Raw genomic sequence first — 13,670 nt, forward strand, 5'->3', positions numbered from 1 at the left:
CGTCGCGACGGGCTCGTGGGGCAGGAGCCGGGCCAGGGCACAATGCTGCGGGTGACCGAGGACCGCCGGAGCCGGGTGCCGCGCTGGCTGCTGGCGTACGCCGTGGTCGTGGTGGGGACCGTGCCGTGGATGGTGCTCTACCTGCTGCGCCCCGACGACCAGCACTGGATGGTCGACCTCGAGGTCTATCGCGAGGCCGGCCTGTCGAACCTCGTCGGGCGGCCGGTCTACGAGTGGTTCACCCCGCCCCCGCAGAACCTCCCCTTCACCTATCCGCCGTTCGCGTCGATCCTGGCAATCCCGTTGGCGCTGCTGCCCTTTCGCGTGGTCGGCTGGATCTGGTTCTACCTGCAGCTGCTCGCGACCCTCGGCATCGTCCGGTACGCCGGCGCCGGCCTGATCGCGCGCGCCACCCGGGTGCCGGGCTGGCTGCTGTGGGGCGGGCTCACCCTCGCCGCGGCCGCGACGCTGCCGGTGGCCGACGGGCTGCGCTACGGCCAGGTCAACGCCTTCCTCATCCTCGGCTGCCTGCTCGACGTGGTGCGTCCGCGCGCCGGCCGCTGGCTCGACCGCATCCCGCAGGGCGTGCTGGTCGGCGCGGCCGCGGCCATCAAGCTCACGCCCGCGATCTTCGTGGTGCACCTGGTGCTGACCCGGCAGTGGCGCGCCGCCGCGACGGCCGCGGGCACCGCGGTCGGCATCACGCTCGCGACGTTCGTGCTGCTGCCCGGGCCGTCGTTCGCGTTCTGGGGCGGGGCGCTGCAGGCCCCCGAGCGGCTCGGCCGCAACGACGGCACCGCCAACCAGTCGCTGCGCGGCGTGCTGCTGCGGCTCGGCCCCGACGGGCTGGCCGGCGACCTGCTGTGGCTCGCCCTCGTCGCGCTCGTCCTGGTCGTCGGGCTCGGCTCGGCCCGCCGCGCCCACCTCGCCGGCGACCGGCTGCTGGCGTTCTGCCTGGTCGCGACCACGGCGCTGCTGGTCTCACCCGTGTCGTGGACCCACCACTTCCACTGGCTCGTGCCCACGATGGTGCTGCTCGTCGCGACCCGGCGCCGGGCGTACGTCCTCGCCGGCGTGGCCCTGTGGCTCACCTTCGTGCTGCACCTGACCTGGTGGGCGCACTGGCGGCTGGTGGACCAGGTGATCTTCGAGCCGTCGCTCAGCACCGGCGACCCGTTCTGGACGGTGCTGCACAACTCCTACGCGATCGCGGCGGTGCTCACCGTGATCCTGCTGGCGCGTCTTGCCGCGCAGCGGTCTCGGCCGGACGCCGCGCCGCCTGCCGACGCAGCACGTCCTTCGGCGCCGAGCGTCCCTGCCACGCCGCGACGAGGATGACTAGGGGCGCGATCACGAGCATCCCGCTCGGCGGGATCGCGGTGCCGGAGTCGTTGGTGGCGAAGCCGATCAGCCAGCAGATGGTGATCGCGGCGAGGCCGTGACCGAGCAGCGTGACCCGCTCGGTCACGCGCGCGAGCGGTCGGCCGACGCGCGAGGTCGGGCGCATGAGGGCGTACATCGTGAGCACGAGCAGCACGGGCACGAACAGGTTGACCCACTGCGAGGTCAGCATCTGCCAGTTGAGCATCACGTTGCGCTGCAGCGCCGTGGTCTGGCCCGACTCCAGGAAGCCGGCGACGAACGTGCCGATGTGCGTGCGATATTGCGGCGGCCGCAGCGAGTCGAGGTAGCCCAGCCCGCCGACGACGAGCAGACCGATGCCGCCGACCACGACGATGCGCTGCCAGGTGACCTTGATGCCGCCGGCGTTGAGCGCGAGGTAGGCCAGCGCGGGCAGCATCGCGATCGGGCCGCCGGCGTCGGCGCCCCAGCTGGGGTGGCCGTCGACCACGATCGCGGCGAAGCCGATCGCCGCCACGGTGAGCGCGGCGAGGCGGGGGTGGCCGCGCTGCACCCAGCGACCCGCGAGCAGCGCGGCCGCGAAGAGCATGGTGCTGGCGTACATCGCGCTGGCGACGTTGCCCATGCCGAAGTAGCGGCCGCCGTAGACCGGTTGCAGGCCCATGATCGAGATGAGCTGCAGCCGCGAGCTGTGCGTGACGTCGAGCGCGATGGTGAGCGCGGTGACCGACGCCAGGAAGACCGCCGGGCCGGCGACCCAGGTGCGCCACGGGCCGAGCAGCGCGGCCGCCGCGAGCACCACCGCGATGCCGAGGATGCCGCCGACCAGGGCGATCCCGGGCGACGGGGCGTTCCACCACGGCGGGATGCCGATGAGGAACGTCGAGACCGGCACCGCGCCGCACCAGGCCCCGAGCAGGGCGAACCACCGCCGCCCCGTGGGGCCGCGGGTGCGCAGCAGGAGCAGCCCGACCGCCAGCGCGATGAGCACGACGACGACATAGGTGTAGAAGAACGGCGCGACGAGGCGGTGCTCCTGCTCCAGCGCCTTGCTCACGCCGTAGACGTGCTCGATCGAGGCGTCGGCGTCGGTCTCGGGCTGCACGAACGGCTGGCGCCCCTCGAGCAGCACGTCGGCCGGGTCCTTGACGACGCGCTGGACCAGCAGACCGGTGAGGTCGGTGCCCTGGATCAGGCCCTGCTGGCGGGTGATCGGCGAGCGCAGCATGCCCTGCGGCACGCCTGGCCCGGACACGATCACCGTGCGCAGCCGCTCGGGCGTCTTGTCGTCGGCGAGGCCGGTGACGACGATCGTCGCGTCGAGCGGGGCGCGGTTGAGCAGCTGTCGCAGCGCCAGGTCGGAGGTGCTCTCCAGGTCGACGAGGGTGACCGGGCACGCCTCCAGGTCGGCCTGCTGGGCGCTGGGCCAGTAGCGCGCGACCCGGCCGGAGCGGTCGGCCGCGCCGTACGCCGCCATCGGGCCGGCCGCGGCCACGCACTGCCCGCGGGTGTTGAGCATCGTGGCCATCGAGCCGATGTCGGCCTTGATCGCCCGGGCCATCGACTGCTGGCGCCAGGCCGGCCAGCGGGGAAGACCGCGCCGGCGCCGGACTGCTGGGGGCGCGGGGCGTAGGGGCAGGGGTCGACGATGCCGTCGGACCCGGTCTGCCCGGGCGGGTATCCCCAGGTCGCGCGCGCCCCCGCCGACATCGTCATCCAGGCCGCCTGCGAGCAGCTGTGCGGCGCGATGGAGCGGGTGATGACGTTGCCGACCGCGCCCTGCTGGGCCATCGACCACAGGGTGGGGGTGTACTCCGGCGACACGTCGTCCCAGGTGAGGGTCGGCATCGCGACGACGATCGTCGGGCCGGGCTGCTCCATCGGCTGGTGCGCGGGGCGGGCCAGCAGCCAGGAGAGCGCCAGGTTGGCCGCGAAGAAAGCCACTGCGGCCATGGCGGTCAGCAGCAGCCAGCGGCGAGTCACCGGGCAAGGGTACGGGCGGCAACCTGAGCGGGGGCTGCGCACCGGCTGAGGTGACGGAGTCGTGACCTGGCCGTGCTCGGGCGTCTCGTGCACGGTGCGGCGGAGGTCCGTCAGGGGGTGCGGTGGGGCGCACGGTGCGGCGGAGGTCCGCGAGGGCGTACGTGCGTGGCGGCCGGTTCCGCTGCGGTCCGCGAGGGCGTACGTGCGTGGCGGCCGGTTCCGCTGCGGCGGTTCTCCGTCGGGGGTGCGCTGAGGCGCACGGTGCGGCGGAGGTCCGGCATCCCGCGCGGGTACGCCGGCGAGACGGGCGACGGGCCGGGCGGGCTCGGTGACTACCCTGCCCAGGGTGAGCCCCACCCTCGTCGCCGCGGTCGCGGCCGTCGTCGCGCTGGTCGCGCTGCTGCTCGCGCTCGGCGCGCAGCTGCGGGTCGCCGCGCTGCGCCGCCGGCTCGCCGCGGTGGGGGCCGACGGCAGCGCCGACCCGGCCGCCGCGGTGGCTCGCGAGCACGAGCGGCTCACCCGGCTCGGGGCCGAGGTCGACGCGCTGCGCACCCGGCTCGACGCGGTCGACGGTCACGTCGCGGCCGGGCTGCGGCACGTCGCGGTCGTGCGCTACGACGCGTTCGGCGACATGGGCGGGCGGCTGAGCTTCTCGGCAGCGCTCGTCGACGACGCCGGTGACGGGCTGGTGCTCTCCTCCATCCACGCGCGCGGCGAGTCGCGCACCTATGCGAAGGGCATCGTGGCCGGCAGCAGCGAGATCACCCTGACCCCCGAGGAGCAGCAGGCGCTCGCCGCTGCCCGCACCGACCGGGCCGACGCCTGATGCGCCACGGATACTTCGGCCCGCGCGGCACGTTCACCCAGATGGCCCTCGCCCGGTGGCTGGGCGACGACGACGCGCTCGCGGCGGCGACGGCGTACGCCACCGTGCCGGCGGCCCTCGAGGGGTGCGCGCCGGCGAGGTCGACGCGGTCATGGTCCCCATCGAGAACTCCGTCGAGGGCGGCGTCTCGGCCACGCTCGACGCGCTCAACAGCGCCGACCCGCTCGCCATCCAGGGCGAGGTGCTGGTGCCGATCACGTTCGTGCTGGCCGCGCCGGCCGGGGTCGAGCTGGCGTCGGTGCGCACCGTCGGCACCCACTCGCACGCCTGGTCGCAGGTGCGCGGCTGGATGGCGCGCGAGCTTCCCGAGGCGGCCTACGTGCCGACCCTGTCGACCGCCGCCGCGGCCGAGGGGCTCGCCGAGGGCGGGGCGACGTACGACGTCGCGGTCTGCGCGCCGCTCGCCGCCGAGGTCTTCGGGCTCGACGTGCTCGCCGACGACATCGGTGACAACCGTTCTGCCGTCACGCGATTCGTGCTCGTCGGCCGGCCGGGCCAGGTGCCCGAGCCGACCGGCGCGGACAAGACCACGCTGGTGCTCTACCAGCACGAGGACCACCCCGGTGGCCTGCTGGAGCTGCTCGAGCAGTTCGCCGCCCGCGGCATCAACCTGAGCCGGCTGGAGTCGCGCCCGACGGGAGCGGCGATGGGGTCGTACTGCTTCTCCGTCGACGTCGACGGGCACCTCGCGGAGGAGCGGGTGGGCGAGGCCCTGGTCGGGCTGCGCCGGGTCTGCGCCGACGTGCGCTTCCTCGGCTCCTACCCCCGCGCCGACGCCCGGCGCGCCCAGGTCCCGGCCACCGCCGACGACGCCGCCTACGCCGACGCCCGCGCCTGGCTGCGCTCCCTGCGCACCTGACTCCCCAGAACGGGTCGGTACCGACCCGGGGTGGCCGGCGTACGGCACGATCGAGGCATGACCGACCGATACGACGGCAAACCCTTCCAGCGGCTGCTCGACGCGTACGTGCTCGACGTCATCGGCGCGCTCGACCCCCGCACCGACCAGCAGCTCACCGCCGACCTGCCCCGGCTGACCCAGGCGCTCGGCTCCGACGCCGCCACGTGGCAGGCGCTCGTGCGCGAGCAGATGCGGTTCAGCCCCGACGAGGACGAGCGCATCCGCGCCTCGTGGGCCAAGGCGAAGGAGGCCGACGAGATCGCCGGCCGAAGCCCCGACCCGACCAGCTTCGCGCTCGCGCTGGGTGACCTCCTGGCGGGCGACAAGCCGGGCTGACCAGGCGCCGCCGACCCCGCCGTACGACCGGGGCCGGCTCAGTCGTACGACCTCGCCAGGCGTGGACTCGATTAGCCATCAACGAGATTCGCCGTAAACTCGTGCCACGTCCAGACAGCGATCTCTATAGGAGACCTATGGCCCTGGTCGTTCAGAAGTACGGCGGTTCGTCCGTCGGTGACGCTGATTCTCTCCACCGAGTCGCCCGCAGGATCGTGCAGACGCGTGAGGCAGGCCACGACGTCGCGGTCGTGGTGTCCGCGATGGGAGACACCACCGACGACCTGCTCGATCTCACCCGCCAGATCACCCGAGAACCCACTGCCCGCGAGCTCGACATGCTCCTCACCGCGGGGGAGCGCATCTCGATGGCCCTGCTGGCCATGGCGATCCACGAGCTCGACCATCCCGCGGTGTCCTTCACCGGCGCCCAGGCCGGTCTGCGCACCACCGACGACTTCGGGGCGGCGCGCATCCTGGAGGTGACGCCGGACCGCATCACCGAGACCCTGCGCAGCGGCGCCGTCGCGATCGTCGCCGGCTTCCAGGGCTGGTCCGACGACGACGTCACCACCCTCGGCCGCGGCGGCTCCGACACCACCGCGGTGGCGCTGGCCGCCGCCCTCGACGCCGACGTCTGCGAGATCTACACCGACGTCGACGGCCTCTACTCCGCCGACCCGCGCGTGGTCTCGCACGCCCAGCAGCTGCCCGTGCTCACCAGCGAGGAGGCGCTGGAGCTGTCGGCCCACGGCGCCAAGATCCTGCACCTGCGCTCGGTCGAGCTGGCCCGCCGGCACGGCGTGCCGCTGCACGTGCGCTCCAGCTTCGGCACCGGCGCGGGCACCTGGGTCACCGACGACCCGACGGTCGTCCCGCCCGACCACCCCACCGTCCCCGGCAGCAATCGAGAGGAATCTGTGGAAGAACCCGTCATCAGTGGCGTCGCTCACAGCCACGACCAGTCCAAGGTGACCGTCGTCGGGGTGCCCGACGTGCCCGGCACCGCCGCCGCGATCTTCGCCGTCATGACCGGCGCCGTGTCCACCGTCGACATGGTCGGTCAGACCCACACCGCCGCCGACACCGGCCTCATCGACTTCTCCTTCGCCCTCCCGGTCGAGGACGGGCGACGCGCGATGGACGCCCTGCGCGCGGCGCAGGAGCGGCTCGGCTTCGCCGACATCACCTACACCGATGCCGTCGGCAAGGTCTCGGTCGTGGGGGTCGGCATGCGCTCCACGCCCGAGGTGCCCGCGCAGCTGTTCGAGGCGCTGGCCCAGGCCGGCATCACCGTGCACCTCATCGCGACCTCCGAGATCCGCCTGTCGGCCGTCGTCGACGAGGACCAGCTGGAGGAGGCCACCCGCGTCCTGCACGAGGCCTTCGGTCTCGGCGCCGAGGACGAGGCGGTCGTCCACGCCGGGAGCGGCCGATGAGCCTCGACGCCCCCGAGCAGACCGTCGTCCTGCGCCACCCGTGGCTGCACGACGGCGCCGAGATGTGGCGGGTCGCGCGCGACAGCAAGCGGCTCGACCTCAACACGCCGTACGCCTACATGCTGTGGACCCGCGACTTCCACGCGACCAGCCTGGTCGCCGAGGTCGACGGCACCGTGGTCGGGTTCGTCACCGGATACTGGCGGCCCGAGGAGCCGACCACCCTCATGGTCTGGCAGATCGCGGTCGACGAGACCCAGCGCGGCAAGGGCCTGGCCGGTCGGATGCTCGACGAGATCGTGGCCCGCACCGACGCCTACAGCCTCGAGACCACGATCGTCGCCGACAACCCGGCGTCGAACCGGCTCTTCGCGTCGTTCGCCGAGCGGCACGCAGCGCAGCACACCGTCACCGACCTGTTCGCCGAGGAGCACTTCCCCGACGAGGACGAGTGGCAGGCCGAGCTGCTGCACCGCATCACCCCGCTGCGGCGGGAGGGCCTGCGCAGGACCACCGCACTGGCCTGACAGCACGACCCGCAGGGGTCGAATCCCCTTGCGGCTGAACGCGTTTGATCATCTGTCCCCCCAGACGGGCACGTCTGCGTGCCCGAGCAAGGAGCACCATGACCATCGCCAACCCCACCGACACCGCCGCGGCCGGCACGAGCGCCGACCAGGCGTCCTCGGTCTTCGAGCGCCGCGAGTCGGTCGTCCGGTCCTACTGCCGCTCCTGGCCGGTCGTCTTCGACCGCGCCTCGGGCGCCGAGCAGACCACCGAGGACGGCCAGACCTTCCTCGACTTCTTCTCCGGAGCGGGCGCCCTCAACTACGGGCACAACCACCCGGTGCTGAAGCAGGCGCTGCTGGACTACCTCGGCACCGACCGGGTCATCCACTCCCTCGACATGCTCTCCGTCGCCAAGCGCGAGTTCCTCGAGGCCTTCGAGGAGCACATCCTCATCCCCCGCGGGCTCGACTACCGGGTGCAGCTGCCCGGCCCGACCGGCACCAACTCGGTCGAGACCGCGCTCAAGATCGCGCGCAAGGCGACGGGCCGCGAGCAGGTCGTGTCGTTCACCAACGCCTTCCACGGCATGACGATGGGTTCGCTTGCGGTCACCGGGAACTCGATGAAGCGCAAGGGCGCCGGCATCCCGCTGCACCACACCACGACCGCGCCGTACGACGACTACCTCGGCGGCGACACGACCGACTTCCTGTGGCTCGAGCGGGTCTGGTCCGACAGCGGGTCCGGCGTCGACCTGCCGGCAGCGGTCATCGTCGAGACCGTGCAGGGCGAGGGCGGCCTGAACGCCGCCCGCGCCGAGTGGCTGCGCGCGCTGGCCGACCTGTGCCGCCGGTTCGAGGTGCTGCTCGTCGTCGACGACGTGCAGGCCGGCTGCGGGCGCACCGGCACGTTCTTCTCGTTCGAGGAGGCCGGCATCGTGCCCGACGTCGTGTGCCTGTCGAAGTCGCTGTCCGGGCTCGGCCTGCCGTTCTCGGTCACCCTGATGCGCCCCGAGCTGGACCTGTGGGAGCCGGGCGAGCACAACGGCACCTTCCGCGGCTTCAACCCCGCGTTCGTCACCGCGACGGCGGCGCTGCGCGAGTTCTGGTCCGACGACGAGCTCGCCGCGACCGTGCGCGAGCGGGGCGACCAGCTGCGCCGCGGGCTCGAGGCGATCGGCGCCGACACCGGTGGTCACTACCGCGGGCGCGGCCTGCTCGCCGGCCTGCACTTCGACGACCCCGAGGTCGCCGAGCGGGTGGCCGCCGAGGCGTTCGACCGCGGCCTGCTGGTCGAGACCTCCGGGCCGGAGAGCGAGGTCGTCAAGGTGATGCCGCCGCTCACCATCTCCGCGGCCGACCTCGACCGCGGCATCGGTCTGCTCGGCGACGCCGTGCGTGCGGCGACGGCCGCCTGACCGGCCGCGACAGACATACCTCGATCTGCGAAAGGACTTGCCCATGAAGGTGATTCACCTCGACGAGCTCAACGACACCGACCGCGACGTCGACCACGGCAACTGGCGCAGCCGCCGGTTCGTGCTCGCCTCCGACAAGGTCGGCTTCTCCTTCCACGACACCCTGCTGCGCGCCGGCACCGAGACCGAGATGTGGTACGCCAACCACGTCGAGGCGGTGTACGTCTACGAGGGCACGGGCACGCTCGTGAACCGCGACACGGGGGAGGAGTTCGCGCTGCGCCCCGGCACGATGTACCTGCTGAACGACCACGACAAGCACACTGTCCGGGCCGACACCGACATCCGCACGGCCTGCGTCTTCAACCCGCCCGTCACCGGGCGCGAGGTGCACGACGAAGACGGCGTCTACCCGCTGCTGCAGGAGGCGTGAGCCTGCACCGGCAGCCATGAACCAGCCGGACAGGGACTCGCCTCCGGGCGGGTCCCTGTCCGTCTGTCCGAGAGAACGAGTGACGACAGAGAGGACCGAGTTGACCATCTCCACCGACACGACGACCGACCTGTACCCCACTCGCCAGGCGGCGCAGCCGACGGTGCTGGACCGGACCGAGCCCGTGGTGCACGGGTCCGCCGGCGACGGCCCGTTCGACGCGGCCGGGCTGGCCGACCTCGAGCGCACCGGCTACGCGCAGATCCCCGACCTGGTCACCGCCGACGAGGTCGCCCGGATGAACGCCGAGCTGGAGCGCCTGGCCCAGGACCCGAAGGTGCTCGACGACGAGCGCACGATCGTCGAGGCCGACAGCGTCGCCGACATCGCGGTGCGCTCGATCTTCCAGGTGCACGAGACCAACGAGGTGTTCCGGGCGATCGCGCACGACCCGCGCGTCGTCGACCGGGCGCGGCAGGTGCTCGGGTCGGACGTCTACCTGCACCAGAGCCGGGTGAACTTCAAGCCGGGATTCTTCGGCAAGGACTTCTCCTGGCACTCCGACTTCGAGACCTGGCACGCCGAGGACGGCATGCCGACCCCGCGCGCGATCAGCGTCTCGATCTCGCTGACCGACAACTACACCTTCAACGGGCCGCTGATGATCATGCCCGGGTCGCACCGCAAGTACGTCTCGTGCGTGGGTGAGACCCCCGACGACAACTACAAGCAGTCGCTGGTGATGCAGGGGCGGGCACGCCCGACCGGGCGGTCCTGGAGGAGTTCGCGCAGACGTACGGCATCGACGTGCTCACCGGATCCGCAGGCGGGGCAACGATGTTCGACTCCAACTGCATGCACGCCTCGAACGGCAACGTGACGCCGTTCGCGCGCTCGAACGTGTTCCTCGTCTTCAACTCGGTCGAGAACGCCTGCGTCGAGCCGTTCGCGGCGCCGACCCCGCGCCCGGACTTCCTCGGCGCGCGCGACCACACCGCCATCTGATCGAGCGGCCCGTACGTCCGTCGGCGGCGCCGGTGCTCCCGGCGCCGCCGAGCGGCGGGCCCTCGCGGCCGGTCAGTGCAGGTATCCGCGCAGCGGCGCGTGCCGGTTGACGTCCTTGTAGAGCAGGTAGCGGAACGGCCCCGGGCCGCCGGCGTAGCACGCCTGCGGGCAGAAGGCGCGCAGCCACATGAAGTCGCCCTCCTGCACCTCGACCCAGTCGGAGTTGAGCAGGTAGACGGCCTTGCCCTCGAGGACGTACAGGCCGTGCTCCATGACGTGGGTCTCGGGGAAGGGGATCGCCCCGCCCGGCTGGAACGTCACGATGTTGACGTGCATGTCGTGCCGCATGTCGGCGGTGTCGACGAAGCGGGTCGTGACCCAGGCGCCGTCGGTGTCGGGCATCGGGATCGGCTCGACGTCCTTCTCGTTGGTGACGAAGGCCTCGGGCACGTCGACCCCCTCGACCCGCATGTATGCCTTGCGCACCCAGTGGAACCCGGCCACCTCGTCGCCGGTGTTGCGCAGGGTCCACTGCTGGCCCGGCGGGAGGTAGGCGTAGCCGCCGGCCTCGAGGGTGTGCTGCTGGTCGTCGATCGTCAGGTCGAGCCGGCCGGTGGTCACGAACAGCACGCCCTCGGCGTCGGGGTCGAGCTCGGGCCGGTCGCTGCCGCCGCCGGGGGAGACCTCGACGATGTACTGCGAGAACGTCTCGGCGAAGCCGGAGAGCGGGCGCGCGATGATCCACATGCGCATGCCCTCCCAGAACGGCAGGAAGCTCGTGACGATGTCGGTCATCGTGCGCCGCGGCAGCACGGCGTAGGCCTCGGTGAAGACCGCCCGCTCGGTGGTCAGCTCCTTCTGGCCGGGAAGACCCCCTCGGGGGACGTAGTAGGGCGCGCTCTGCTCGGTCATGCCTCTCCTCGCTCCAGGAAGCGGCCGTCGGCCCGCTCCGTGCTGATCTCGTTGCCGCGCAACCAGACTCGGCGCGCGACGCCGGTCAGGTCGAGCTCGTCGTAGGCGGTCACCGGGTTCTTGTGCTCGAGCCCGGCAGCCGTCACGTGGGTCACCTCGTCGGGGGCGAAGACCACCAGGTCGGCGTCGGCGCCGACCCGGATCCCGCCCTTGTGCTGCAGCCCGGCCACCTGCGCCGACCGCTCGCTCATCCAGCGCACGACGTCGGCCAGGCCGTGCCCGCGCTCGCGCGCGCCCGTCCACACGGCGGCCAGCGCGACCTGCACCGAGGCGACCCCGCCCCAAGCGGTCTGGAAGTCGTCGGTCTTGAGGTCGGCCGTGCTCGGGCTGTGGTCGCTGACGACGCAGTCGATCGTGCCGTCGGCCAGCGCCTCCCACAGCCGAGTCTGGTTCTCGCTGCTGCGGATCGGCGGGCAGCACTTGTGCGCGGTCGACCCGTCGCGGATCGCCTCGGCCGTGAACGACAGGTAGTGCGGGCAGGTCTCGACGGTGAGCGGCAGCCCCTCGCGCTTCGCGTCGCGGATCAGCGGCAGCGCCTCGGCGCTCGACAGGTGCAGGATGTGCGCCCGCGACCCGGTCTCGCGCATCGTGTCGATGACGACCTTGATCGCGCTGACCTCGCTCGCGTCGGGGCGCGAGGCGACGAAGTCGGCATAGCGAGGGCCGGGAACCGTTGGGGCTGCGTCGATCTCGGCGGCGCTCTCGGCGTGCACGATCATCAGCGCGCCGATCAGCGCGGTGCGTCGCATGTGTTCGCGCAGCTGCTCGGGCGACAGCGGCGGGAACTCCGGCACCCCCGAGTCGATGAGGAAGCACTTGAAGCCGAAGACGCCGGCGTCGTGCAGCGGCAGCAGGTCCTCGACGTTGCCCGGCACCGCCCCGCCCCAGAAGCCCACGTCGACGAAGCACTGCCCGTCGGCGGCCTTCTGCTTGATCTCGAGCGCGTCGACGGTGGTCGTCGGCGGCAGCGAGTTGAGCGGCATGTCGACGATCGTCGTGGTGCCGCCGCGCAGCGCCGCGCGGGTCGCGCTGGCGAAGCCCTCCCACTCGGTGCGGCCGGGCTCGTTGACGTGCACGTGGGTGTCGACCATCCCGGGGATCAGCACCTCGTCGTCGGCCAGCACCACCTCGGCGGCGGCGGACCAGTCGGCGTCGCGCGGGCCGATCTCGGCCACCCGACCCCGACGTACGCCCACGCTCGCCGGGCGCTCGGCGCCGTCGACGACCGCTCGGTCGGCTCGGATCACGAGGTCGAAGGGTTGGGTGCTCATCGTCGGTCCTGCTCTCGGGTCTCGGTCTCGGGTCGGTCGGCCAGGATGCGTGCCGCCAGTGTCTCCAGCAGCGCGCCGGCCCTGGTCATCGACTCCTCCTGGTCGTCGGTCAGCTCGGTGAGGGCGTACGCCCGCTCGATCCCGGCCGCGCGCAGCCGGTCGTCGTCGACGGTGACCCGGCCGGCCACCGCGACGACCGGGACGCCGTGCCGGGCGGCCGCGTCGGCCACGCCCACGGGCGCCTTGCCGTGCAGGCTCTGCTCGTCGAGCGAGCCCTCGCCGGTGATCACCAGGTCGGCGCCGGCGAGATGGTCGTCGATGCGCGCGAGCTCCAGCACCAGCTCGATGCCCTGCCGGAAGGTGCCGCCGAGCAGGTAGGCGGCGTAACCGGCGCCGCCGGCAGCCCCGCGCCCGGCTCGCCGGCGACGTCGCGCCCGGTCGACTCGCGCACCAGCCCGTGGAACCTGCCGAGCGCCGCGTCGAGCCGCGCGACGTCGGCCTCGGTCGCGCCCTTCTGCGGGCCGTAGACGGCGGCCGCGCCGTGCTCGCCGGTCAGCGGGTTGTCCACGTCGCTGGCGAGCACCAGGTCGACGTCGCGCACCCGCTCCAGGGCGGGGTCGAGGTCGACGGTCGCGACCTCGTCGAGACCGGCGCCGCCGAGCGGGACCTCGGCGCCCGAGGCGTCGAGCAGCCGCGCGCCGAGCGCGGTGAGGATCCCCGCCCCGGCGTCGGTGCTGGCGCTGCCGCCCAGTCCGAAGATGACCGTGCGGCAGCCCGACTCGATCGCCGCGTCGATCGCCTGACCGGCGCCGAGCGTCGAGGCGGTCAGCGGCTCGAGCCGGCCGCCGGGGAGCAGCTCGAGACCACAGGTGGCGGCGAGCTCGACGACCGCGGTGCTCTGGCGTACGGCGATGGCGGTGTCGACCGGCTCGCCGGTCGGGCCGCTCACCCGCACCGGCACCCGCTCGAAGCCGGCGGCCAGCGCCGCCTCGAGCGTGCCGTCGCCGCCGTCGGCGACGGGCACCCGGACGACCTCGACGTCCGGACGCCCGTCGCCCAGCCCGCGGGCCAGGTGCTCGGCAGCCTCGGCTGCGGTGAGCGAGCCCTTGAACTTGTCGACGGCGACGACGATGCGCATGGTGCGATCCTGCCTCG

General features: G+C 72.8%; 13 protein-coding genes and 2 pseudogenes. 11 read left to right on the plus strand and 4 right to left on the minus strand.

The annotated features are described in order from the left end of the window. Window positions 1-51: 51 nt before the first annotated feature. Complete coding sequence (locus QUE40_RS18170) at window positions 52-1,338, plus strand: glycosyltransferase 87 family protein (protein ID WP_289231877.1); 1,287 nt, start codon at window positions 52-54, stop codon at window positions 1,336-1,338. Here the strand turns inward: QUE40_RS18170 and QUE40_RS18175 are convergent. Continuing rightward, a complete protein-coding gene (locus QUE40_RS18175; RefSeq protein WP_289231878.1) occupies window positions 1,220-2,923 on the minus strand; it encodes a hypothetical protein in 1,704 nt (567 codons plus the stop codon). The two genes, QUE40_RS18170 and QUE40_RS18175, sit on opposite strands and share 119 nt — an antisense overlap. Window positions 2,924-3,010: 87 nt before the next feature. Here QUE40_RS18175 and QUE40_RS18180 point away from each other — a divergent pair, with 87 nt between their 5' ends. The 10 genes and pseudogenes from QUE40_RS18180 (at window position 3,011) to QUE40_RS19560 (ending at window position 10,272) form a co-directional block, all read left to right on the plus strand. Next, window positions 3,011-3,394 (plus strand): hypothetical protein, encoded by a 384-nt coding sequence (locus QUE40_RS18180; RefSeq protein WP_289231879.1) that lies wholly within the window; start codon window positions 3,011-3,013, stop codon window positions 3,392-3,394. Between the two features lie 297 nt (window positions 3,395-3,691). Continuing rightward, window positions 3,692-4,171 carry a DUF4446 family protein gene (locus QUE40_RS18185; RefSeq protein ID WP_289231880.1) on the plus strand — a complete coding sequence of 160 codons (480 nt, stop codon included), beginning with the start codon at window positions 3,692-3,694 and terminating at the stop codon, window positions 4,169-4,171. After that, window positions 4,171-5,090 (plus strand): annotated as a pseudogene (gene pheA / locus QUE40_RS18190) (prephenate dehydratase). The gene QUE40_RS18185 and the pseudogene pheA overlap by 1 nt, the downstream one beginning before the upstream one ends. 57 nt (window positions 5,091-5,147) lie before the next feature. Beyond that, window positions 5,148-5,468, plus strand: coding sequence for a hypothetical protein (locus tag QUE40_RS18195; RefSeq protein ID WP_142007290.1), 321 nt, complete (start codon window positions 5,148-5,150; stop codon window positions 5,466-5,468). A gap of 137 nt (window positions 5,469-5,605) precedes the next feature. Next, window positions 5,606-6,907, plus strand: a complete 1,302-nt coding sequence (locus QUE40_RS18200; RefSeq protein WP_142007291.1) for an aspartate kinase — start codon at window positions 5,606-5,608, stop codon at window positions 6,905-6,907. Beyond that, complete coding sequence (gene ectA / locus QUE40_RS18205; RefSeq protein WP_142007292.1) at window positions 6,904-7,434, plus strand: diaminobutyrate acetyltransferase; 531 nt, start codon at window positions 6,904-6,906, stop codon at window positions 7,432-7,434. The genes QUE40_RS18200 and ectA overlap by 4 nt, the downstream gene beginning before the upstream one ends. Before the next feature lie 98 nt (window positions 7,435-7,532). Then, window positions 7,533-8,834, plus strand: a complete 1,302-nt coding sequence (gene ectB / locus QUE40_RS18210) for a diaminobutyrate--2-oxoglutarate transaminase (RefSeq protein WP_289231881.1) — start codon at window positions 7,533-7,535, stop codon at window positions 8,832-8,834. Between the two features lie 43 nt (window positions 8,835-8,877). Continuing rightward, on the plus strand, window positions 8,878-9,267 hold the full coding sequence (locus QUE40_RS18215; protein ID WP_142007294.1) for an ectoine synthase: 390 nt from the start codon (window positions 8,878-8,880) through the stop codon (window positions 9,265-9,267). 100 nt (window positions 9,268-9,367) lie between these two features. After that, window positions 9,368-10,147 carry a phytanoyl-CoA dioxygenase family protein gene (locus QUE40_RS18220; protein WP_350227010.1) on the plus strand — a complete coding sequence of 260 codons (780 nt, stop codon included), beginning with the start codon at window positions 9,368-9,370 and terminating at the stop codon, window positions 10,145-10,147. Continuing rightward, window positions 10,123-10,272, plus strand: coding sequence for a hypothetical protein (locus tag QUE40_RS19560; RefSeq protein ID WP_350227011.1), 150 nt, complete (start codon window positions 10,123-10,125; stop codon window positions 10,270-10,272). Before QUE40_RS18220 ends, QUE40_RS19560 begins: the two co-directional genes overlap by 25 nt. Window positions 10,273-10,344: 72 nt before the next feature. Here QUE40_RS19560 and QUE40_RS18225 read toward each other — a convergent pair whose 3' ends face one another. From QUE40_RS18225 to QUE40_RS18235, 3 genes and pseudogenes are all read right to left on the minus strand, one after another. Next, window positions 10,345-11,184 (minus strand): bifunctional allantoicase/(S)-ureidoglycine aminohydrolase, encoded by an 840-nt coding sequence (locus tag QUE40_RS18225; protein ID WP_289231882.1) that lies wholly within the window; start codon window positions 11,182-11,184, stop codon window positions 10,345-10,347. After that, window positions 11,181-12,515, minus strand: a complete 1,335-nt coding sequence (gene allB, locus QUE40_RS18230) for an allantoinase AllB (RefSeq protein ID WP_289231883.1) — start codon at window positions 12,513-12,515, stop codon at window positions 11,181-11,183. Before allB ends, QUE40_RS18225 begins: the two co-directional genes overlap by 4 nt. Further along, window positions 12,512-13,653: pseudogene (locus QUE40_RS18235) on the minus strand (glycerate kinase). The gene allB and the pseudogene QUE40_RS18235 overlap by 4 nt, the downstream one beginning before the upstream one ends. Between the last annotated feature and the right edge of the window lie 17 nt (window positions 13,654-13,670).

Source organism: Barrientosiimonas endolithica (assembly GCF_030296655.1).
GTDB classification, from domain to species: domain Bacteria; phylum Actinomycetota; class Actinomycetes; order Actinomycetales; family Dermatophilaceae; genus Barrientosiimonas; species Barrientosiimonas humi.

Excerpts from the sequence above, each read along its gene's own strand:
- ectB (WP_289231881.1), top strand. The coding sequence starts at position 7,533 with ATGACCATCGCCAACCCCACCGACACCGCCGCGGCCGGCACGAGCGCC.
- QUE40_RS18200 (WP_142007291.1), top strand. The coding sequence starts at position 5,606 with ATGGCCCTGGTCGTTCAGAAGTACGGCGGTTCGTCCGTCGGTGACGCT.
- QUE40_RS18215 (WP_142007294.1), top strand. The coding sequence starts at position 8,878 with ATGAAGGTGATTCACCTCGACGAGCTCAACGACACCGACCGCGACGTC.
- QUE40_RS18195 (WP_142007290.1), top strand. The coding sequence starts at position 5,148 with ATGACCGACCGATACGACGGCAAACCCTTCCAGCGGCTGCTCGACGCG.
- QUE40_RS18225 (WP_289231882.1), bottom strand. The coding sequence starts at position 11,184 with ATGACCGAGCAGAGCGCGCCCTACTACGTCCCCCGAGGGGGTCTTCCC.
- QUE40_RS18180 (WP_289231879.1), top strand. The coding sequence starts at position 3,011 with ATGCCGTCGGACCCGGTCTGCCCGGGCGGGTATCCCCAGGTCGCGCGC.
- QUE40_RS19560 (WP_350227011.1), top strand. The coding sequence starts at position 10,123 with ATGCACGCCTCGAACGGCAACGTGACGCCGTTCGCGCGCTCGAACGTG.
- allB (WP_289231883.1), bottom strand. The coding sequence starts at position 12,515 with ATGAGCACCCAACCCTTCGACCTCGTGATCCGAGCCGACCGAGCGGTC.
- QUE40_RS18175 (WP_289231878.1), bottom strand. The coding sequence starts at position 2,923 with ATGGCCCGGGCGATCAAGGCCGACATCGGCTCGATGGCCACGATGCTC.
- ectA (WP_142007292.1), top strand. The coding sequence starts at position 6,904 with ATGAGCCTCGACGCCCCCGAGCAGACCGTCGTCCTGCGCCACCCGTGG.